Source organism: Streptomyces sp. NPDC055815, from assembly GCF_053616475.1.
The window spans coordinates 26,880-47,667 of record NZ_JBSHDU010000011.1 but is presented as its reverse complement, the minus strand read 5'-3'; the positions used below and the strand labels follow the sequence as shown (position 1 = coordinate 47,667).

Sequence of the window (20,788 nt, the reverse complement as noted above, 5' to 3'; positions counted from 1 at the left end):
GTGCTGCTGCGGCGTGGGTGGCCTGCGGTCAGCGGGAGGCACCGTCCACGTTGAGAACCTGGCCCGCGACGTAGTTGGTCTCCTGCAGGCACAGCGCGTAGATCGCGCCGGCGGCCTCGGCGGGGGTGCCGGGGCGACCGAAGGGGTTGGTGCGCTTGACAGCCTCGGCGATCTGCGGGCTGACGCCCACCTTGATCTGACGGCCCTCGATCTCGACGGTGGCGTCGCCGTCACCCGCGACGGCTTCGGTCATCCGGGTCAGGATGAAGCCGAACGCAACTGCGTTGACATTGACCTTGTAGCGGCCCCATTCCTTGGCCAGGGTCTTGGTCAGACCGATGACACCGGCCTTGGCGGAGGAGTAGTTCGCCTGCCCGGCGTTTCCGAAGACACCGGAGACCGAGGAGACGTTGACCACCTTGCGGTGGTACGCCGTCGGGTTGGCCTTGATATAGGGCTGGGCGGCGCGCAGGATCCGGAACGGGGCCTTGAGGTGGACGTCGAGGATGGCGTCCCACTGCTCGTCGGTCATCTTCTGGATGACGGTGTCCCAGGTGTATCCGGCGTTGTTGACGATGATGTCGAGCCCGCCGAAGGAGTCGACGGCGGTGTTCACGAAGCGCTCCGCGAAGTCCTCCTCCGTCACCGAGCCGACGCAGGCGACCGCCTTGCCGCCGGCGGCGACGATATCGGCGACCGTCTCCTCCGCGGGCTCCTTGTCCAGGTCGTTGATGACGACCGCCGCGCCTTCGGAGGCGAGCTTGAGCGCGACTTCGCGGCCGATGCCCCGGCCCGAGCCGGAGACGAGGGCGACCTTGCCGTCCAGGGTTCCCATGATTTCGGTGTCCTTAGCTGTGAAGGGTCAGTTGGCGGTGACGACGGCGGAACCCTGAAGGGTCACGGTGCCGTCGGGCAGCGAGACGGTGAGGTCGAGGTGCGCGAGCCCGTCCTCGACCGTGGTGACGGTGCCGTGGCAGACAGGCTCCGTATTGACCGGGGTGATCGCGGAGAACCGCACCCCGTAGGAGCGGATGCGATCCTGCGGCACCCAGTCGGTGAGCAGTCGGCCGAGGTAGGCCATCGAGAGCATGCCGTGGGCGAAGACGTCCGGGATGCCGACGGCCTCGCAGGCGTCGATGTCGATGTGGACCGGGTTGTGGTCGCCGGAGGCGCCCGCGTACAGGGCGAGCGCGGTGCGGGTGACCTTCGGGGCGGCGAGGGTGAGGCTGTCGCCGGGGTTCAGCGTGGTCATCACTTGACCGCCTTCGGGTCGCGCACGACAGTCGTGCTGGTGAGCGTGGCGATCGGCTGTCCGTCGCGGGTGACATGGGTCTCCCGCACGATGAACTCCAGCGCGCCGCCCTTCTTGGCGTACACGTCCTTGATCTCGGTGCTGAACGTCAAGGTGTCGCCGGCGTATGCCTGGGCGTGGTAGGTGAACTCCTGGCCGCCGTGCAGGATCGTGCGGATGTCGATGCCCAGATCGGTGAGGAACTTGCCGCGCTCGGGGTTGTCCATCTCCAGACAGAACAGGAACGTCGGCGGGATCGGCAGGTCGGGATGGCCCGCGGTCCCAGCGGCCTCGACCTCGGTGTACACCGGGTCGTGCTGTCCGGTCGCCTTGGCGAAGAACCGGAGCCGGCCGCGCTCGGCGGTGGTGGAGAACGCGTCGGTTCGGCTGCCGATGACGGAGGGGTCGATGGGCATGTTCAGCTCACCTTCTCGAACAGGGTGACGACGCCGGCGGTGCCGAGACCGAGGTTGTGCTGGAGGCCGAGCGTCGCGCCCTCGACCTGGCGGGGACCGGCCGCGCCGCGCAGCTGCCAGGTGATCTCGGCGGTCTGGGCCAGGCCCGTGGCGCCGAGCGGGTGGCCCTTGGAGAGCAGGCCGCCGGAGGGGTTGGTGACGACGCGGCCGCCGTAGGTGTTGTCGCCGTCGAGGATGAACTTCTCCGCGCCGCCCTCGGGGCACAGTCCAAGGCCCTCGTACGTGAGGACCTCGTTGACGGTGAAGCAGTCGTGCAGTTCGACGACCTTGATGTCGCGCGGGTCGACGCCGGCCTTCTCGTAGACCTCCTGGGCTGCGGCGCGGGTGACGTCGCCGCCCACCAGGGAGATGGCGCTCTGCTTGTCGAAGAGGTCGTCGGCGTCGGACTGCAGCGTCTGGGCGGCGATGGCCACCTTCGGTGCGAGGCCGTTGGCCAGGGCGAACTCCTCGGAGCAGACGATCGCCGCCGCGGCGCCGCAGGTGGGTGGACAGCACTGCAGCCGGGTCAGTGGTCCCGCGACGCGCGGCGAGCCCAGCACCTCGTCGAGGGTGATCGGGTCACGGAAGACGGCGTACGGATTGCCGGCCGCGTGGGTGCGCGCCTTGACGGAGACCTTGGCGAAGGTCTCCGGCTTCATCCCGTACTTCTCCATGTACTCGACACCGGCGGCGGCGAAGTACTGCGGGGTCGTCGGCAGGTCCGGGTCGACGTCGTAGACGTCTCTCAGCGACGACATGAAGTCGGTCAGGGGAGCGGGCCGGTCCGCCCACTTCGCACCCAGAGCTCCCGGCGGCATCTGCTCGAATCCCACCGCCAGTGCACAGTCCACCGCGCCGCTCTCGACCGCCTGGCGGGCCAGCCACAGCGCCGACGAGCCCGAGGCGCAGTTGTTGTTGACGTTCAGCACCGGCACCCGGGTCCTGCCGAACCGGTAGACCACACGCTGACCGCAGGTGGAGTCACCGTAGACGTACCCGGCGTAGACCTGCTGGACCTTGTCGTACGGCAGTCCGGCGTCCGCGAGGACGGCCTGTACCGCGTCCGCGCCCATGTCGTCGTACGACTTGCCGGCGCTGGGTTTGGCGAACGGGACCATGCCGACCCCGGCCACCAGCACTCTGCGACCCATCAGACCTCCATCGAGTGGTTATTGCTCCTTCACTTTCTACGGGTGCTTACCTGCTGTCAAGGGATTCTCATAGAGGTGAAGGGGTTTCTCGTTCATAGCATCGGTGAGGAGGGGCGCGCTGCCGCCGGAGTGCCGAGCCAGAGGTCCGCAGCTACGCTTCGGGTACCGACTGAGGCGAGCCGGCGAGAGCGAGGGCGCGATGCCAGAGCCCGTTGCCGTGACCGACGAACACGGTGTCGTGATCCGGTTCAGCCGCTCTGGAGAGCGTCTGCTCGGCCCGGACGTCGCCGCCGTCGGCCGCCCCCTCATGGACCTGCTCGCGGTGATCGACTTCGACGCCCTCGACCAGGGGCTGACGATCGCCCCCGCACCACCCGACGAGCCGGACGCCCGATGGGCCCTGTGGCCCTCGGGCCCCCTTCCCGGAGGGGTCCGTGAAGGGGTGCTGGAGGCGATGTTCACCCGGTCGCACTTCGGGCTTCACGTCATCGGGACCGATCTGCGTGTGCTGCGCGTCAACTCCAGGGCCGTCGGTATGCGAGGAGTGCCGGAGTCAGAGATCGTCGGCCGCCCGTTCCTCGAGGTCTATGCCCGCTACGCCCCTCCCGGGAGAGCGCCGGACGACCGGTTCGTACGGGAGGTGCTGGAGACCGGGACCCCCGTCATCGACCGGCTGGTGCGAGGCCGTCCGCTCTCCGACCCGAACCGTGAGCACGTCTTCTCCGTCTCCGTGTTCCGGCTGGAGGACGACGGCGGCCGCACCCTCGGCGCGGTGGCCGCAACCGTCGACGTCACGGACCGTGAGCGCGCCCGCCAACGGCTCTCCGTCCTCCACCGTGCCCACGAGCGCATCGGCCGCAGCCTGGACGCCCGGAGCTGCGCATACGACCTGGTCGAGAGCGCTGTGCCCCTGCTTGCCGACGCGGCCGCCGTCGCCCTGGCGGACGCGGTGCTGCGTGGCCCGGCCGCCGGTGATGTCGCACCGCACGGGGCGCATCCGGAGCTGCGGTGTACGGCGGCCTGGCCCCCCGGCGCGACCGCCGTCCCCGCAGTCGGTGAGGCTGTCCGCGCGGAGACGTACACCCGGACGCCGGCTCGACTCGACCCGCATCTCGAGGGCGCGAGCACGGACTGCCCCACACTCGTCGCGCCGCTCGTGTACAGAGGGACGCAACTGGGACTGGCGCTGTTCCGGCGGCCCGACCGCACGGAACCGTTCGACGCGGAAGACCTGCACCTCGCGGCGAACCTCGCCGCCTACACCGCACTCTGCATCGACAACGCCCGCCGCTACGAGCACGCGCATGCCGTCGCCCTCGCGCTGCAAGGCCACCTGCTCCGCCCCGCTCCCACGCCGCAGAGCGTTGTCCGGACCTTCCACCGCTACCTGCCCACGGGACGAGGCGCCGGTGCGTGGCTCGACACCATGCCACTGTCCGGCGCAAGGGTGGCGCTGACGGTCGGTCAGGTGTACGGGCAGGGCCCCGAGGCAACAGCGGCGATGGTCCAGCTGCGTTCCGCCGTCTTCGCCCTGTCCTCACTCGACCTCGACCCTCACGAGCTACTCGCCAGGCTGAACGAGACGGCACGTCGGCTGAATGAAGAGCGCACCGCCACTGGTGGCAACCCGCTGAAAGCCGGGTGCGTCTATGCCGTCCACAGCCCCGTGACGCAGGAGTGCTCCGTTGCTCGGGCAGGCGCAGTGCGTCTCATGATCGGGCAGCCTGACGGCACCTGGGAGGAGACGGTCCATCAGGACGCACCGGCGCTGGGGGCGGACTCACCGCCTTTCACGACGGACGAGTTCATCCTCCCCACCGCGAGCACCCTCGTCCTGCTGTCCGGTGACCCGGCGCCCGTCGACGAGACGTTGCACCGGCTGCGCGAGCTCCTGGCGGACGACGCCGACATCGCCACACAGGACGCGCTGGATTCCCTGACCTACGACCAGGCGGCCGTGCTGGTCGCGAGAATCGGTGCGCTCGACCCTGAGGATGTGGCCTCCTGGGACATCTCGGCTGAACCCGAGGCGGTCGCCGACGCGCGCCGCGGCGCGGTCCGGCGACTCGAGGAGTGGGGCCTGCCGGACCTGGCCTTCGCCACCGAACTCATCGTGAGCGAACTGGTCACCAACGCCATCCGGTACGGCCGTCCCCCCGTGCGTCTCCGCCTTGTCCGTGACACCTGCCGGCGCACACTGACATGCGAGGTGTCAGACGCCAGCGCGGCGGCGCCGCATCTGCGGCACGCCCGGGCCGGTGACGAAGGAGGCCGCGGCCTCTTCCTGTGCGGCGAGGTGTCCGACCAATGGGGGGTGCGATGGTCGGGCGGCGGCAAGACCGTCTGGACGGAGTCCGGCTTCGGCTCCTGAATTCCCGGGTGCGGCAGAGAACCCGAGCGACGGGCGCACGCGAACATTGGCCGCACCGCCGGGTATGCGTCGATCGGGCGTCATCATCCGAACCGTCGAGATGACCTCCGGCCTCGACACGGTGACCCGGCGCGCCCTGCTGAACCTGCTCGCGGACCTTCAGCACGGCAGCCCCTTCCTGACCTCGTGCTGATCACCCACGATCTCGACGTCGCCGCGTTGGGTACTCGTATCGCCATCCTGAACGCCGGCGAGCTCGTCGAATTGGGACCGAATCACGAGGTGCTGACAACGCCACGCCATCCGTTCACCGTCTCTCTCACGGAGACTTCGGCGCGCATGACAGAGGCGATGCGGGCGTATCGCTCGGGTCCTGCGCGCCTCGCCGGCCTGCATGGTGCGGTATCTCCAGGCCGGGCTGGCGCTCGATGCGCCCATGTGACAGCTGCCGAGCTGCGCGGCTCGGCAATACTGCTGCGGGGAAGCTGTGGTTCGTGGCGACTGACTGGCCCGTGTATGGCCCGGATCTTGATAATAGGGCGCGGTGCGAGGCAGCGCTCTCTAGAAGAGGCCGAGACTCTTCGCTGAATAAGATATGAGCAAGTTCTTCCATGCGAAACTGATGGCCACCAAGCGCGGCAACCGCCTGGTGGGGTACATGCTGACCGGGATGCTCGGCGAAGGGATGCGGCCCTATAGGGCCACCCATGGGGTGCACCACGCGCAGTTGGGCACCGGATCCGACCCGATGTTCCAGTCGTACCAGGCCGGTCGCCTGCACACGGTCCGGGCGTCGATGAGTCGGACCGCCTTCGTGCTCCGGGTGATCGTCAAGGCCGCGCTGTGGCGGCTGCCGACGTCGGCGCTGCGGGTGCTGGTTACCCGCGGTCCGCGGGAGAGCCGGTGGGCACCGGTCGCCCGCGCGGTGCTGTGGGCGGGCGTCGCCGCCGTGTTCTGGTCCTTCGGCGTCCTCGGCGACCTGCTGCTGTACTGGCTGGTCCCGCTAGTGCTCGTGCGGCCGGTGGTCACCTGGATCACCGACCTCGGCAACCACGCCGGCCTGATCGAGGACGATGACGTGCTGCTGCAGACCCGCGGCTGGTCCTCGCACTGGCTCACCCGGCACCTGCTCGGCGGCCACCTCGACGACATGTACCACCCGGTGCACCACTGGTGCCCCAAGATCCCCTGGCGGCGCCTACCCGAAGCCACCGCCCTCCTCTCCGAGCGCCTGGAGCGCTGGGACGAGGTGCCGTGGTGCTCCGGCTACTTCTTCCGCCGCCGCTCCACCCCCGACGTGCCGTGCGTGATCGAGGACATCCTCGCCCACCTCACCTCCAAGCCCGCGCCCCAGCAGGCCGTGGCCGCCGAGCGCACGGCCGCCTGACCGATCCCCTTCGTCCTGTCCACGACCGGCCCGCCGCAGTGCCGTCCGGGCGGCACCCCCTGTCCGCCCGGGCCGTGCCGGCACTCGCCGCCGAGGAGGCGGCTACCCATGACCCAGCCTCAGCTCGCCCCGCCCGCTGCGGGCGTGCACAGCTTCGACGACTTCACCCGGCTGCGCGAGGTAGTGGTCGGCCGCGCCGACCACTACACCACGCACGATGCCGACCCGACCTGGCGGCTGTTCTACTACGAGAACGTCGCCCCGCATCTGGCCGACGGACAGCGGCAGCTGTCGATCCCGCAGCAGATCGTCGACGAGCTGAACGAGGACGTCGCCGGGTTCGCCGACGCCTTGGCCGGCTGCGGGGTGAGCGTGCTGCGCCCCTCCGCCCCGGGCAAGGACGTTGAGGTGTCCTCCCCATGGTGGAGCAGCGGAGCGACACCGCCGCTGAACGTCCGAGACAACGCGATCATCCTCGGGGAAACGATCGTGGAGACCGCCCCGCACATCCGCGGCCGGATCTTCGAGAACGACCACCTCAAGCCCCACTTCACCCGCTACTTCGAGCAGGGAGCGAACTGGCTGTCCATGCCGCGCCCCGCGCTCGCCGCCGGCTCCCTCGACACCACCTACTTCGACCAGCAGGGCGTCGACGTCACCGCGGCGACCGCTGACGAGGCCGGCCTGCCGATCGACGGCCTGGGCCTGGAGATGGTCTTCGACGGCGCGCAGTGCATCCGCCTGGGCCGCGACGTGCTGGTCAACGTCGCCAACCACAACCACGAGCTCGCCTACCGATGGCTGGCCCGCAACTTCCCCGGCCTGCGCCTGCACCGGCTGCCGGGTATCGCCGACAACCACGTCGATTCCATTGTGGTCCCGCTGCGCCCGGGCCTGATGCTGCTGCGCTCCCCGCACTACCTGCAGTTCCTGCCGGAGGCGATGCGTGGCTGGGAGGCGATCTACCCGCCGCCGAGCTCCGTGCCCGAGCAGGACTATGACGAGTTCGGGTTCGTGATCCCCACCGCGTCCCGGTACATCGACATCAACGTCCTGTCGATCGACGAAAACACGGTGGTCGTCAACTCCCTCTACCCGGAGTTGGTCGAGGTGCTGGAGCAGCGCGGCTTCACCGTCGTCCCGGTTCGCCACCGCCACCGGCGTTTGTTCGGCGGCGGGCACCACTGCTTCACCCTCGACACCGTCCGCGACGGCGGCCTCGAGGACTACCTCGCGGCGTAGGCCGCGCTCGCCCTGCACCCCGCGCACGCCCGTCCGGCCGCACCCGCGCGGCCCGAACCTCAAGGAGTACCCGGCCATGAGCAGCAGCACCGGAGCGTGGCCTCCGCCCCGCGCCTTCTGGACCGACACCCTGCCCGAGAAGACCGACGGCATGAGGCGCCCGTACCTGTTCAAGGGCGTCATCCCCGCCTCGGCGGCGAACGCGGACACCGTCCTGGACGGCTTCGCCGCCATCCGCCGTGCCCACGCCGCCGGGGTGGAGATCACCTCGAACGCCCGGGTGTACGTGGGCGAGGAGCACCGCCCCGACCTGGTGGTCAAGGTGCTGGCCACCGACGGCTGGCCGGAGGGCGGCTTTACTGCCTGGATGCAGGAGCAGGTCGGCGCCGAGCGGTTCAGTCTGGTCCTCAACACCCTGGAGAGCGTCAGCGACCCGTTGGCCGCGGGCCTGGGCGAGTTCGTCGGCGCGCTGATCGACGGCTGGGGTGTCCCGGCCGGCGGTGCCGAGCTGGTCGCCTTTGTCGGCAACTACAGCGGGACCGCGTTCGGCGTCCACGAGGGCTACGAGAACGCGTTCCTCACCCATTACGGGCCCGCCACCAAGGACTTCTACTGCTGGCCGGCCGAGGAGTACCGCAAGCTCACCGGCGGCAGCGACCCGCTTTACGGCGACTACACGTGGCTGCTGGAGCGCGGCGAGCACTTCGCCCTGGAGCCCGGCGACGCGCTGTTCCTGCCCGAGCGGGTCTTCCACGTAGGGCGGCAGAGCGAGTTCTCCGTCTCCGTCGCCATCCCCCTCTACACCTTCCCCGATGCCGCGATCGCCCGGGCCTGGATCGCGCCGGACCTGCTCGGCGCCCTGCTGGTCAGTGAGCCGGACACCGACGCGGGCAGGCCGTCCCCGATGCAGCCGCTGACAGCCGGCCCCGATGAGCTCGCCCGCCGCCTGAGCACAGTGACCGCCGCTGCGTTTGCCGCCGCCGCCGAGCAGGCGCCGTCCGCCGCCGAGGCGCACGCCCACCAGCGCTGGTACACCGTGCTCAGCAACGGCGGCTGGCAGCAGAGTGAGAACGACCTCGCCCGCGACGAGGCCGCTGCCGCGTTCGCCGCCGCCAGCCTCACGTCCGGCACGAGCGTCGCGGTCCGCGCCCCCTACCGGCTGATGGTCACCGGCGAGCAGGCGTTCCTTCGCGGCTGCGAGACGGCGACCGACCCCGCCGTCCTCACCCCCGATCTGGTCGAGCGCCTCAACAACGGCCCGACCACCCTTCCCGACGACCCGAAGGTGATCGCCGTGATCCGCACGCTCGGCGCCACCGGCGGCCTGACCGTCACCACCACGAACGAGGAGACCGAGTGACCACCACCGCACCCATTCCCACGCTCGACACCCTGTGCGGCACCAGCCTCGTCGAGGCGTACCTGAAGGCGAACCCGGAGACACGCGGCTACATCCACGCCACCCTCCAGGGCACCCGCGACAGCGGTGACGACCTCGTCGACAAGCACCTCAAGCCCATGATCGACACGGTCTACCGGCAGATCCGCACCCTGGTCGACCCCGGCACCCTCACCGCCGCCCAGGCCCGCATGTACATCGCCGAGCTCGCCGTTTTCGCCCGGCACAACGCGCAGTTCCTGCGTCTGGCCGCCGCGCAAGTCTACGGATCCTGCCCGGCCCTCGGTCACGAGTTCGACCGGAACTTCCTGGAGGAGGGAGGCGAGCCCGGCAAGGTCCCCGCGCATTACATCCTCTACACCCGCGCGCTCCTCGCCGACCTCGGCCTGCTCGTCAACGGCCACGTTCCCGCCGACGAGACCGCCAAGCTGGTCCTCCAGCACCAGGTCCTCGTGAACTCCCACATGACCTCCCTCATCGCCGGCGGCTACTACGCCACCGAGGGTGTCGCCGTCGCCGAGACGGAGATCCTCAGGGAGATCACCGACCGGTACGGCGAGCTGACCATCCAGGCCAGTGGCGCGGAGTTGGCGAACCTGGACTACTACTACCGGCTCCACCTCGACGAGGGTCACGAGGCCGCGCAGGTCGGTGGCATGAGCGTGGAAGAGGCGCACATCGAGGGCCTGGCCCGCTTCGTTCGTCAGAGTGAGCTCTTCCACCTCGACCTGCCGCAGGCCGTTGAGGGCTTCCTGCAGATCTTCAACGCGATGGCACACTGGTGGACCCAACTGGCCTACCGCTCAAGGGAATTGAACTAGTGTCCGAGATTGTCGCCGCCAACGGCTCCGGCCCCGAGGTCCGCTCCGGCGGCTGCCTGTGCGGGAAGGTCCGATTCACCGTCACCGGCCCGGTGGATGACCCGCACATCTGCGCCTGTGAGCATTGCGCCAAGCGCTCCGGCGCGCCGTTCCAGTGGTGGGTCGGCTTCCCGATGGCCGGGCTGGAGTGGACCGGTGCCGAGCCGACCTGGTTCGACACCTACCCCGGCAAGACCGCTCGAGGCTTCTGCGGCGCGTGCGGCAGCCACATCGCCGCCCGCGACTACGGCGACGACACGATCATCGGCATCCTCGCCACCGCCCTCGACGACCACGCCACCGCCCTGGCCCTGGTGCCCACCAACCTGAACCGGCTCGCCGAGGCCGCCCCCTGGCTCGCCCAGTACGACAACCGGCACGCGGCGACCGGCTGACCCCCGCCCCCTGCGGGGGCAGGCGCACCTGACGGCGCCTGCCCCCGCAGGACTCTGCCACCGGGCCGTGCGGGGGCCGCCTCCACCTCGCACCACCAGCGCCCGCACCGACCGCCCCCGGAGGACCCGTGCCCACCGCCACCCATGTCGCCACCGAGTACGGGATCCTGCGCCGTGTCGCCATGCGACATGCCGGCGACTTCACCCGCTCCTTGACCGGCCCCGGCGTTCACCCCGTTCTCGCCCGCCAGCAAGTCACCAGCTCCTGGACCTCCTACGATCCCGCCACTGTTCGCGCCCAGCAGGACGAGCTGATCGGCCTGCTGCGCGACCGCGGCGCCGACGTGGTCCTGCTCGCCGCGGCGCCGGGCTGCTCCGCTCAGCACTACCCCCGCGACATCGCCTTCGCCGTCGACCACGTCCTGGTCCGGGCCCGCCTGAACTCCCCGCACCGCCTTCCCGAGACCGACGCCCTCACCGACCCCGCTCTCGACGTGCAACCCGTCGACCTCAAGCGCGGCACGATCGAGGGCGGTGACGTCCTGCTCCCCGACACAGGCCACGTCCTCGTCGGCCTGAGCGAGGAGACCAGCCCCGACGGTGCGGCAGCCCTTCAGGAGGCCCTCTCCCAGCACAGCGTCGACCGCGAGGTCGTCCCCGTGTACTTCGCGGTCAAGGGGATCGTCCACCTCGACGACCACCTCGCCGTGGTCGCGCCCGGCACCGCCCTCATCCACCGCGAGGCGTTCACCGCCGACCAGAACCGCTGGTTCGACGCCCACTTCGACGACCTCCTCGCGGTCACCGACGCCGAGGCCCGCGCAGTCCAGGTCAACGTCCTGGCTATCGCCCCCACCACGATCGTGGTCGCCGCCGGAAGCGACCGGATCGCCGCCGCCCTGGCCGCCCGCGGACTCGAGGTCCTGACCGTCGACTACCGCGAGGTCACCCGCATCCCCGGCTCCCTGCGCTGCACCACCCTGCCCCTACTGCGCACCTGAACCCAGCTCGCCTTCTCGAGACTGCCCGCGCCCGACTCGGCCACTCCGAACTGCCAGGCCGCTCGCGCACGCCCGTCGGCCCCTCGCCGCCGTCCCCGGAGGATCCCTGTGTTGTCCAGTCCCCTCTCTCTCGTCCTCGTCGCCGTCCCCGCCGTGGTGCTGGCCTGCCAGGCCGGCGGCTGGGCCGCCCGCCGCCTCGGTCAGCCGCCCGTCATCGGTGAGATGGCCGTCGGCATCCTCCTCGGCCCCTCCTTTCTCGGCTGGCTCGCCCCCGGCCTCCAGCACTTCCTGCTGCCGCCCGCCGTCCTGCCCTACACCTCCGTGCTCGGCAACCTCGCCCTGCTCGTCTTCCTCTTCCTCATCGGCCTCGAACTCGACCTGGGCTCCTTGCGCGCCGCCCGCCGCGCCGTCGCCTCCGTCGCTGCGGGCAGCATCCTGCTGCCCCTCGTGCTCGGGGCCGCCCTCGCGCTCGCCATGTACCCGGCCCTCGCGCCCCCCGGCGTGCAGCGACTGCCGTTCGTCCTGTTCGTCGGCACCGCGCTGTCCATCACCGCCTTCCCCGTCCTCGCGCGGATCCTCACTGACCGGGGCCTCGCCACCACCCGCCTGGGCACCTTCGTCCTCGCGTGCGCGGCCGCAGACGATGCACTCGCCTGGTGCCTGCTCATCGCCGTCACCTCCCTGGCCACCGCCGGCTCCCCGGTGGACGCGCTCACCGCGCTCGCCCTGGCCGCCGCCCTCACCGCCGTGCTGGCGGCGGCGCGCCCCGTTGTGAAGCGGACGCTGGAGCGCGCCGCCCGCACCTCCGACGACCTGGTGACGGTGCTGCTGGTCACCGGGCTGCTCCTGGCCGCGTGCGCCACCGACCGGATCGGCGTTCACCCCGCGATCGGCGCGTTGCTGGTCGGCGCGACCGTGCCGCGCGGGGTGCCGGCCGTCGAACGCAGCGCTGCTCGCCTCCAGGCGGTGGTCGTCCCGGTGCTGCTGCCGCTGTTCTTCGTCGACATCGGTCTGCACACGGACCTCGCCGCACTCCCGGCCGGCCAGTGGGGGTGGGCCGCGCTTGTTCTGGCCGTCGCCGTGACGGGTAAGTGGGTCGGCGCCACCGGGGCAGCCCGGCTCGCCGGCTGTGACTGGCGGTGGTCGGCAATGATGGGCACCTTGATGAACTGCCGCGGGATCACCGAGATCGTCGTCCTCGGCATCGGCCTCCAACTCGGCGTCATCTCCACGAACCTGTTCACGATGATGGTCGTCATGGCCGTCGTGACTACCGCCGCCACCGCGCCGCTGCTCGACCGTCTCACCCGCAACGCCCCCGACCTCACCGCCACGGCCCATGCCGGCAAGCCGGTCGCCGTGCTGCCCGGCAGCCCGGGAGCGGCCCGATGACCACCGTCCCCGCCGCACGGGCCGCCACGGGCATCGTCGAGACGGCGATCCGCGCCCGGCGCAGCACCATCCGCCTCACCGAGCCCGCCCCGGGCCCGGACGAACTCCTCGACCTGCTGGCGGCCGCGGCCACCGCGCCCGACCACGGGCAGCTGCGCCCCTGGCGTCTGATCGCGATCTGCGGCGACGCCCGCGCCCGGCTCGGTGAAGCCGCCGCCGAGGCCGCGCCCACCGCGGGCCTTGCCGAGAGGATCGCCGCCAAGCACCTGCGCGCGCCGCTGATGCTCGCCGTCGTCTTCCAGCCCCGCGACCATCCGACCATCCCACGCTGGGAGCAGTTGGCTGCGACGTCCGCGATGGCCACCACCCTGCTGCTGCTCCTCGACGCCCGCGGCTGGGGCGGTGTCTGGTTCGGCGGGCCCTGCCCGGACGCGCCACAGGTTCGCAAGCAGCTCGGCATTGGCGACGGCGAACAACTGCTCGGTTACCTGTACGTCGGCACCCCCATCCCCGGCGAGGCGCCCCAACTCCGTGCCGCTGCCGACGTCCGCTCCAAGCTCAGCTGGCTCGGCGGCACCGCCCCCTGAACCCCGCCCCGTGATCGACCCGACCGGTTCACTCCCGGGTCTGGCCGGCCCGGGGTCAGAAGGCGCGGAGCGGTCCCCCCTCGGCGGCGTCGGCCAGGCGCCGCGCCAAGCGCCGACTCTTGAGGTGCTGAGCAGCCGTCTTCGCCTTCGCCAGCGACTCCTCCCACTCCGCCCGGTCACCACGCAGCCGCGCCAGCTCCGCACCGGTGATCAACAGCTCCACACTGTCGCGCGTACGCTCCGGCGACAGGCCCAACGCCACCTTCAGAGCCTGCTCGCCCTCCTCGGCCAGCCCGGCCATCGCCAGCGCCCACGCGGCCTGCCCCTCCAACTCCGGGCGGTCCAGCCACGCCAGCCACCTCGGCTCCGACCCGCTCCCTGCCCGGTCGAACGCGGCACGCGCCCGCTCCACCGCCGCCTGGCACTGCGCGCCGTCACCGTTGTAGGCCCACGCCCTCGCCTCCGTCACCGCTACGTAGGCCCGCACCAGCGCCGGCGCGCCAGTCGCCGCGACCACCGCGCTGCGGGCGTGGGTCAGCACCTCCCGGCCGTCGCCCCGTACCGCTGCCAGCCGGGCCTGATGAATGCAGCCGCGCGCCAGCCGGCCGCGATCCCCGATCGCCTGCGCCAGCCGCATCGCCTGCAGGTCGTAGCGCTGAGCCAGGCCCGGCAGCTGGTCGTCGTAGGCCATGCTCGCCAGCGCGAGCACCGCGTCGGCGACGCCGCCATACAGCAGCCGGCCACGCCCGGCGTTGAAACCCCCTTCGAGGAGCGGAACGGCGTGCGCGGCGAGGAAGGCGGCGAACACGGAGCGGAACTGCCCGCCTCCGTGCCGGGCGTCCGTCCTGCCGTACAAGTCGGTGTGCGCGTCCAGCAGCTCGATGTCCGCGACGGTCACCCGCCGCTGTCCGCACCCGGCGATCTCCGTGTCGGGCAGCATGACCAGGGCCTCGACCGCAGAGGGCGTCGAGGCAAACGGCAACCTCCGCACAGCCGCGCTCCTGGGCACGGCGTCCATCTGCCACAGCCGCCGCAGCATCCGCACCGCGTGTCTCAGGTCGCCGTACTGGAGCGCTTGCTCGGCGACATCCGTGTCCTCGGACGACCATCCCAGGCTCTCTGGGGTCACCTGGCGCTTGCACGCCCGGGTCAGTACGTTGCACGCCGCAGCCGCCAGTTCCGGACCCGGCTGCGCCCCTGCGCACCACCGCGACACCGTGCTCGTGCTCACCGACCGGGGATGACCGGTGGCCGCGCAGTGCTCGCGGATCCTCTTGGCGAACCCCGACATCGACCACTTGAGCTCATCCAGCACGATCTGCTCGAGGTCCCCGTTCCGCTGTGAGGCGCCGCGCACTGACGTCGACCCGTTCATGCGGCTGCCCCCGGGATCTGGGTGACCGTCACGCCTGCGTCCATGGCGGTCAGGCGGTGAACGGGGGAGCACCTCACTACCCGGCCGCCTAAGAAACCGGGCGGACAGGTGTGGATCTCGGGTGCCGCTGTCATAGAAGGTGCTCCGGGAGACAGTGGGTGGGATGGGAGAAAGGCTGGCGGCCTCCGGGGGACGAGCTCGGCGCGTACGGCCGCGGGTTGGGTGACGCCCCCGGCCGCATGCCATCGCCGGGGCGCCGCATCAGGCCCGTCCGTCAAGCTGCGCGACTGCTGCTCAGGACCACGGTCGGTGCGTCGGGCAGGAGGTGGCGGCGCTCCAGGGCGGCGCGCCGGTCATGGTGGGGAGGCAGTCCGACACGAGCCCGGCGCGTGTCGAGCGCCTCGGGTTCGGCGACCGGGCACATCTCGATCTGTCCGTCGTGCAGCCGGTACTGCGTGCCGTACTGCTGCGGCTGACCGCTTCTCACCAGGCACCGGTCGTAGAGGTGGGCCCATTGTGCGGTGGTGGCATCGCCCATACGGCTGGCGGCATGGAGCGAACGGAGCAGGGTGATCTGGAAGTTCAGGTCGTGGTCGCTGTTCAGGGCGATCACCAGTGCGGCCTCGCACGCGGCGTCGCCGACCAGGGACCGTCCGGGCCATCCGCCCAGCCGTTCGATGATCCGGCACAGGGCCTGCGCGTCCTGGGCAGCGTGCTTGGCGACGTCCATGGCGCCACGCTGATGTGCGGGGGCTCTCCAGGTCTTTCCCGCGTCGGTCAAGCGGCCGACAAGGTCCTGGGCGATGTCGAGGTGGGCCGACGACTGGGCCTCGCCCGACCTGCCGATGGCACCGGGAGGCGCTGCGGGAGGCGCGAACAGGGGTTTCACGGGGCATCCTTCGGGGCGATGTGACACGTGGGTGATGGGGCGGTGCCGTACGCAACCCGGCCTTGCCGGTACTGCTGGCGAGGGTGTTCGAGCGCGGACAGCGGGATCAGCTGCGGCCGTGGCGTTGCTCGACGCGATCGACGGCTGCTCTTCGGCGGGCAGATGATCCAGACGGTCCAACGCGAAGCCGGGGGCCGGAGGGGGCGGCCTTCCCAACTGGAGGTCCTTGGCTGGCTGCGGCTCACCGCCCGAAACCGCGGTGCCGGCGCGTCTGAGGTGTACGGGCGGTGAGGGTGTGGCTATCGGGCTGGGTGAGCGGACTGGTCTGCCTCGCCGGACGGGGCGAGTCGGCCGAGGTCGGCGTGGGTCCGTTCTCGCCCAGCGGCTCCAGGAGCCCCCAGGCGTGGGCGAGACCGATCAGGTGCACCGGATCGGCTGCACCGGCCGTGGACAGGAGAGCCTGCGTCTTCGTGCGCAGATCGGCGGGGGCGATCCTTGCAGCGAGCGCTATGTCGGCCTGGCGGGACTGCGTGGCGATGGCCCGAAGGAGCAGCTTGTCGTCCGCAGTGAGCGCCGGTGCCGGCCTTCCCTGTTCGGGCGCCGTCGCCTCGCCGCGCCTCAGCAAGGCGTGCGCGATGGCGGCCCGGCTCGCTCTGGGAGGCAGGCCGAGGTGCTGGCGGATGTCCTTCAAGTACGCGTGGACCGTCGAGGCCGACAGCCTCTCGACGGCCGCGATGTCGGCGTTGGTGGCGTTGTGCATGAGGTGTTCGGCGACGCGGCGGAGCGAGGGGATCAGGGGGGATACCTTGGATGTCTCGGTCATAGGGATTCCAGGTGCTTGTCGGTGGGTTCGGCGCTCTGGCGGCGGCGGTTCGGGCCACCGCGGGGGCGGAAGTCGGTCCCGGCTTCGGCCAGGAGGGCATGGACGAGGCCGTAGGAGCGGCGCACGGTTGCCACGAGGGCGGGGATGGAGGCGCCGGCCTGGTAGTGCTCGGCCAGCCACGTGCCGGCGGCCTCGCGCTCGGCGGGGTCGGTAAGGCGCCGTCCGGAGGTCAGGCACTCGGGCGGCGGACTTGCGAAGGCGAATCCCTTCTCGGGCTCCAAGTGGGCGAGAAGCTCAAAATGGGCTTCCAGCAGGGCCAGGGTCGCCAAGCCGAGCCAGGCGATGTGCCAGGGCCGGGCCCACGCGGGAAACGGACCAGGAACCACGGCAAGGAATCGGGCCCGGGCCAGAGCCAGGCTCGGGTGCTGTGACGTCTCGCCCGAGAGCGTTTCGGCCAACGTCCCCAGGACCGAGCGCAGCCGGGCCTGCTGAGCGTCGAGCGCGTGGGGCTTGCGGGCCTCGTGTCGGCGCCAGCCCAGCAGTGCGTCGCCCGCAGCGGCCACGACCTGTGCGAGGTCGAGGACTTCCTCGTGCTTGACGGCCATGGAGGCGTCACTGCACCAAGGGGACACGGAGGCCGTCGGGGCGCCCCGACGGTCGGCGGAGATGTGGCCCTGCTCAGCGAGCTGACGAACGGCCTCGTCGGCCTGCGAGTAGTCGATCTCGAAGAAGCGTGCCACCATGCCGCTCTCGGGCATGCCACCCTCCAAGGCGTAGACCCCGGCGCGTACTTCGTCGGCGAGCCAGCGGACGAGCACCTCGACCTGCCATTCAGCCGGGACGAGCGGATCGCGGCGCCGGGCCCGCGGGACGGGCGGTCGGGTCGTGTGCCGGCGTACGGGGGCGAGGCCCGGCCGGTGGCTCTGGCTGGAGCGCGTCATACCCGGGCCGCCTTGGCGGTGAGCCGGCCGGTGCTCGCGGTGCGGGCCGCAGTGACGGCCAGGACGGCCTGGACGATTCCGACGTGGGAGAACGCCTGGGGAGTGTTGCCGAGCTGGCGACCGGCGTAGGGGTCCCACTCCTCGGCGAGGAGGCCGAGGTCGCTGCGGATGCCCAGCAGGACGCCCAGGTGGATCTCGGCCTCGTCCACGCGGCCGATCGTGGCGAGCGCGGCGATCAGCCAGGCCAGGCAGATGACGAAGGTGCCCTCGTCGCCCGTCAATCCGTCGACGCCCGGCGTCTGGCCGTCGGTGCGGTAGCGCATCAGGAAGCCACCCTGCGCGGACAGCTCGCGCTGGACCGCCTCCACCGTGCCGATGATCCGCTTGTCCTCCGGAGGTAGGAAGCCGGAGGTCACGATCTGGAGCAGGGAGGCGTCCAGCTCCGTCGAGCCGTAGGACTGGGTGAAGGTGTTGCGCTGCTCGTCGTACCCGCGCTCACAGACCTGCAGGTGGATCTCGTTGCGCAGCACTCGCCAACGCTCCAGAGGCCCCTCGGCACGGCCCATCTCGATGAGTCGGACGGCCCGGTCGACCGCGACCCAGGCCATCACCTTGGAGTGCGTGAAGTGCCGGCGCGGCCCGCGGACCTCCCAGATCCCCTCGTCCGGCCGCTCCCAGCGCTGCTCCAGGCACACCACGAGGTCGATGACGAGAGGGGCCACGATCGGCGTGAGCTCCGGATCGTGCTCCTGCGCCGCGTACAGGGCGCCGACGATCTCGCCGTACACGTCCAGCTGGAGCTGTCCGGCCGCGCCGTTCCCCGTACGCACGGGAGCGGAGCCCTCGAAGCCCGGCAGCCAGCCGAGTTCGGTCTCGGTCATCTCCCTGCCGCCGTCGATCCGGTAGATCGCCTGCATGGGTTCCGGCTGGCCGCCGATGGCCGACTTCAGCCAGCCGACCCAGGCCCTCGCCTCTTCCTTGTATCCGCAGGAGAGGAGGGCCTCGACGGTAAGGGCGGAGTCCCGAGGCCAGCAGAACCGGTAGTCCCACTGCCGGGTGCCGCCGATCTCCTCGGGCAGCGAGGTCGTCGCGGCGGCCACGAAGGCGCCGGTCGGCTGGTACTGGAGGGCCTTCAGCGTGATCAGTGACTGCTCGACCGCGTCCCAGTGTGGACCCGAGTAGGTGGACTGGCCTGCCCAGGCCATCCAGAAGTCCCGGGTGCCCTTCAGCAGGCCGGCCGGGGTCGGGGTCGGCGGCGGTTCGTCGCGCCCGCTCCGCCACGACAGGACGAAGGCGACTTCCTCGCCTTCCGACACGGTGAACTCGGACACGATGTCGGGACCGTCCGCACGGCAAGGGGCCTGCGTGTCGAGCCACAGGCGCCCGTCGCCCTGGTCGGTGACGGAGAGCCGGCCGGACGCGTGGACCTGCGGCCTGCCGGGTTTCTGGTTGGGGCGGCCGTAGCCGGGGCGTGCCCGCAGTGTGGACCGCATCGGCACCCGGCCGCTGACACCCCGGACGATCCGGACCAGACGGAGGACGCCGTCATCGCCCGTCACCGGCATGAAATCCACGACCTGAGCAGTGCCGTCGGTGGTGATCCAGGAGGTCTCCAGGATGAGGGTGCCGTCGGCGTAACGCCGCCGGTCCGCCGGTGCGGGCGACTGCCCGCTGGGCCCGGCGGGGCCGACACGCCAGACGCCGTGCTTCTCTGTGCCCAGCAGCGCGGCGAAGTGCGTAGGCGAGTCGAAACGCGGCCAGCACATCCAGCTGATGCTGCCGTCGCGGTCGACCAGCGCGCCCGAGCGCAGGTCGGAGAGGTAGGCCAGGTCTTCGATGCGGCCGACACGCGGTACGGGGCGGATGCCTTCCGCGGAGGTACGGGGGGAAGGGATGCCGATCACGCCGCCACCGCCGGCGGCAGGACGCGGTGCGGGGCGACGATCTCGCCGTTGGGGAGCAGCTCACCGGTGTCCTCGAAGAGCAGCACCCCGTTGCACAGCAGGCTCCACCCCTGTTCGGGGTGGTGGACGGTGAGGCGAGCGGCCTCACGGTCAGGGGACACAGCGCTCGGGCACGTCGGCCGGTGTTTACACATGGAGAGGTCCTTGGAGAAGGCGGGGCAAGCGGAAATGACTCGCGGTGATGGGGACGCGGAGCAGGCAAGAGCCAGGCGACGGTCAGGAAGCCGCCCGCGCGGCAGGAACAGGACCCGCGCGTCGGTCGCACTTCACCGCCTCTTCGGCGGTCCGGGGTGTGGGCATGGTCAGCTCGCCCCGGCCGTGACCGAGCCGTGCGGCCGGACCAGCGCCCGTACCTTGTCCGAGTCCAGGGTGAGCAGAACCGGAAGGTGGTCGGAGAGCGCTCCGACGGTGGAGGCGTCGCCTACTTGGACGTCCGTGATCGCGGAGGCGAGCTCATGGCTCACGTAGACGCGGTCGATTCGCCACTGGCCGCCCTGGCGTTCCAGGTCGCCGTGTCCCGTGGTCGGGTTCATGGCCAGGTCCTGGCCCAGCTCGTCGCGGGCGTAGCGGGCGGCGTCGACGAAGCCGGCGGCCCGCAGGAGCCGGTCGGGCCGGTCGTCGGTGTGTCGGGTGCCGCGCTCTTCGTACGTACGGTTCACGTACAGGGCCCGGTCCCGGGACGGATTCTCGTCCTCGAGCAGGCTCGCCCACAGCGAGGGAGCCGGGCCCGCACCCGACGGGTAGCTGTTCCAGTCGCCGCCGATGATCGCGAGCCACCCCGGCTTGGCGAGCGTCGTGCACCACTCGGCCTCCGCCGCGCGCCGGTCGGCCGAGAAATAGCACAGGTGATGGGACACCAGGGAGACCCGGCGGGCCCCCGACTCGTCGTGGCAGGTGGCATCCCGGACCGCCAGGTTCGCCGGCGGGTGCCACGTGCCGTCCGGGTGCATGTACTCCTCGGCCACCTCGAACCGGCTCCCGGGCCGGATGAAGACCGCATTGTCGTTCGGGGACGTCGTGGCGGCTGCGGCCGGGTAACAGCGCATGTCCGTGGCCAGCTCGAACGGGGCGACGTGACGCGGGAGAATCTCCTGGGCAAGCCACACGTCCGGACGCACGTCGGCGACGTACGCGCCGGCCTTCGCCAGGTGCTCGCCCTTCATCACGTTCCAGACGAGCACGCGTAACGCAGTCATGAGGAAGACTCCTTCGGCAACGGGGGCATGGAGACCACGAGCGGCTGAGCGGTGATGCTCGCGGCGCCG

At 71.0% G+C, this 20,788-nt stretch carries 21 protein-coding genes; 10 read left to right on the top strand and 11 right to left on the bottom strand.

Annotation, left to right across the window (positions count from 1 at the left end):
- Positions 1-28: 28 nt before the first annotated feature.
- From ACWGN5_RS10410 to ACWGN5_RS10395, 4 genes are read right to left on the bottom strand one after another with little or no spacing between them, the layout of a single operon-like run.
- Positions 29-835 (bottom strand): SDR family NAD(P)-dependent oxidoreductase, encoded by an 807-nt coding sequence (locus ACWGN5_RS10410; protein WP_453513256.1) that lies wholly within the window; start codon positions 833-835, stop codon positions 29-31.
- Between the two features lie 27 nt (positions 836-862).
- On the bottom strand, positions 863-1,252 hold the full coding sequence (locus ACWGN5_RS10405; protein WP_453513255.1) for a MaoC/PaaZ C-terminal domain-containing protein: 390 nt from the start codon (positions 1,250-1,252) through the stop codon (positions 863-865).
- The gene (locus ACWGN5_RS10400; RefSeq protein WP_453513253.1) at positions 1,252-1,707 is read right to left on the bottom strand and encodes a MaoC family dehydratase N-terminal domain-containing protein; all 456 of its coding nucleotides are present in this window, start codon (positions 1,705-1,707) and stop codon (positions 1,252-1,254) included. Before ACWGN5_RS10400 ends, ACWGN5_RS10405 begins: the two co-directional genes overlap by 1 nt.
- Before the next feature lie 2 nt (positions 1,708-1,709).
- Entirely contained in the window at positions 1,710-2,897 is a 1,188-nt protein-coding gene (locus ACWGN5_RS10395) for a lipid-transfer protein (protein ID WP_453513250.1), read from the bottom strand.
- Positions 2,898-3,096: 199 nt separating this feature from the next.
- Between ACWGN5_RS10395 and ACWGN5_RS10390 the strand changes: the two genes are divergently transcribed.
- The 10 genes from ACWGN5_RS10390 (at position 3,097) to ACWGN5_RS10345 (ending at position 13,531) form a co-directional block, all read left to right on the top strand.
- Positions 3,097-5,268 carry a SpoIIE family protein phosphatase gene (locus ACWGN5_RS10390; RefSeq protein ID WP_453513248.1) on the top strand — a complete coding sequence of 724 codons (2,172 nt, stop codon included), beginning with the start codon at positions 3,097-3,099 and terminating at the stop codon, positions 5,266-5,268.
- 64 nt (positions 5,269-5,332) lie between these two features.
- Positions 5,333-5,461, top strand: coding sequence for a hypothetical protein (locus tag ACWGN5_RS10385; protein WP_453513246.1), 129 nt, complete (start codon positions 5,333-5,335; stop codon positions 5,459-5,461).
- 402 nt (positions 5,462-5,863) lie between these two features.
- A complete protein-coding gene (locus tag ACWGN5_RS10380) occupies positions 5,864-6,655 on the top strand; it encodes a fatty acid desaturase (RefSeq protein ID WP_453513244.1) in 792 nt (263 codons plus the stop codon).
- A gap of 108 nt (positions 6,656-6,763) precedes the next feature.
- Complete coding sequence (locus ACWGN5_RS10375; RefSeq protein ID WP_453513243.1) at positions 6,764-7,897, top strand: inosamine-phosphate amidinotransferase 1; 1,134 nt, start codon at positions 6,764-6,766, stop codon at positions 7,895-7,897.
- A gap of 76 nt (positions 7,898-7,973) precedes the next feature.
- On the top strand, positions 7,974-9,257 hold the full coding sequence (locus ACWGN5_RS10370) for a hypothetical protein (protein WP_453513241.1): 1,284 nt from the start codon (positions 7,974-7,976) through the stop codon (positions 9,255-9,257).
- Positions 9,254-10,117 carry a DUF3865 domain-containing protein gene (locus ACWGN5_RS10365; protein WP_453513239.1) on the top strand — a complete coding sequence of 288 codons (864 nt, stop codon included), beginning with the start codon at positions 9,254-9,256 and terminating at the stop codon, positions 10,115-10,117. The genes ACWGN5_RS10370 and ACWGN5_RS10365 overlap by 4 nt, the downstream gene beginning before the upstream one ends.
- Complete coding sequence (locus ACWGN5_RS10360) at positions 10,117-10,551, top strand: GFA family protein (RefSeq protein WP_453513237.1); 435 nt, start codon at positions 10,117-10,119, stop codon at positions 10,549-10,551. Before ACWGN5_RS10365 ends, ACWGN5_RS10360 begins: the two co-directional genes overlap by 1 nt.
- Positions 10,552-10,679: 128 nt before the next feature.
- Positions 10,680-11,552, top strand: coding sequence for a dimethylarginine dimethylaminohydrolase family protein (locus ACWGN5_RS10355; RefSeq protein ID WP_453513234.1), 873 nt, complete (start codon positions 10,680-10,682; stop codon positions 11,550-11,552).
- A 111-nt stretch (positions 11,553-11,663) separates the two neighbouring features.
- Positions 11,664-12,944: a cation:proton antiporter gene (locus tag ACWGN5_RS10350; protein WP_453513232.1), complete on the top strand. Its 1,281-nt coding sequence runs from the start codon at positions 11,664-11,666 to the stop codon at positions 12,942-12,944.
- A complete protein-coding gene (locus ACWGN5_RS10345) occupies positions 12,941-13,531 on the top strand; it encodes a nitroreductase family protein (protein ID WP_453513229.1) in 591 nt (196 codons plus the stop codon). The genes ACWGN5_RS10350 and ACWGN5_RS10345 overlap by 4 nt, the downstream gene beginning before the upstream one ends.
- A gap of 55 nt (positions 13,532-13,586) precedes the next feature.
- Here the strand turns inward: ACWGN5_RS10345 and ACWGN5_RS10340 are convergent, their stop codons facing one another.
- From ACWGN5_RS10340 to ACWGN5_RS10310, 7 genes are all read right to left on the bottom strand, one after another.
- On the bottom strand, positions 13,587-14,906 hold the full coding sequence (locus ACWGN5_RS10340; RefSeq protein ID WP_453513227.1) for a transcriptional regulator: 1,320 nt from the start codon (positions 14,904-14,906) through the stop codon (positions 13,587-13,589).
- A gap of 274 nt (positions 14,907-15,180) precedes the next feature.
- Positions 15,181-15,795 carry a DUF6624 domain-containing protein gene (locus tag ACWGN5_RS10335; protein ID WP_453513226.1) on the bottom strand — a complete coding sequence of 205 codons (615 nt, stop codon included), beginning with the start codon at positions 15,793-15,795 and terminating at the stop codon, positions 15,181-15,183.
- 241 nt (positions 15,796-16,036) lie between these two features.
- Entirely contained in the window at positions 16,037-16,618 is a 582-nt protein-coding gene (locus ACWGN5_RS10330) for a DNA-binding protein (RefSeq protein ID WP_453513225.1), read from the bottom strand.
- Complete coding sequence (locus ACWGN5_RS10325; RefSeq protein ID WP_453513224.1) at positions 16,615-17,559, bottom strand: helix-turn-helix domain-containing protein; 945 nt, start codon at positions 17,557-17,559, stop codon at positions 16,615-16,617. The genes ACWGN5_RS10330 and ACWGN5_RS10325 overlap by 4 nt, the downstream gene beginning before the upstream one ends.
- Positions 17,556-19,463: a glycoside hydrolase family 15 protein gene (locus ACWGN5_RS10320; RefSeq protein WP_453513223.1), complete on the bottom strand. Its 1,908-nt coding sequence runs from the start codon at positions 19,461-19,463 to the stop codon at positions 17,556-17,558. Before ACWGN5_RS10320 ends, ACWGN5_RS10325 begins: the two co-directional genes overlap by 4 nt.
- Positions 19,460-19,657 (bottom strand): DUF5999 family protein, encoded by a 198-nt coding sequence (locus ACWGN5_RS10315; protein WP_453513221.1) that lies wholly within the window; start codon positions 19,655-19,657, stop codon positions 19,460-19,462. The genes ACWGN5_RS10320 and ACWGN5_RS10315 overlap by 4 nt, the downstream gene beginning before the upstream one ends.
- A gap of 168 nt (positions 19,658-19,825) precedes the next feature.
- Positions 19,826-20,719, bottom strand: coding sequence for an endonuclease/exonuclease/phosphatase family protein (locus tag ACWGN5_RS10310; protein ID WP_453513218.1), 894 nt, complete (start codon positions 20,717-20,719; stop codon positions 19,826-19,828).
- Between the last annotated feature and the right edge of the window lie 69 nt (positions 20,720-20,788).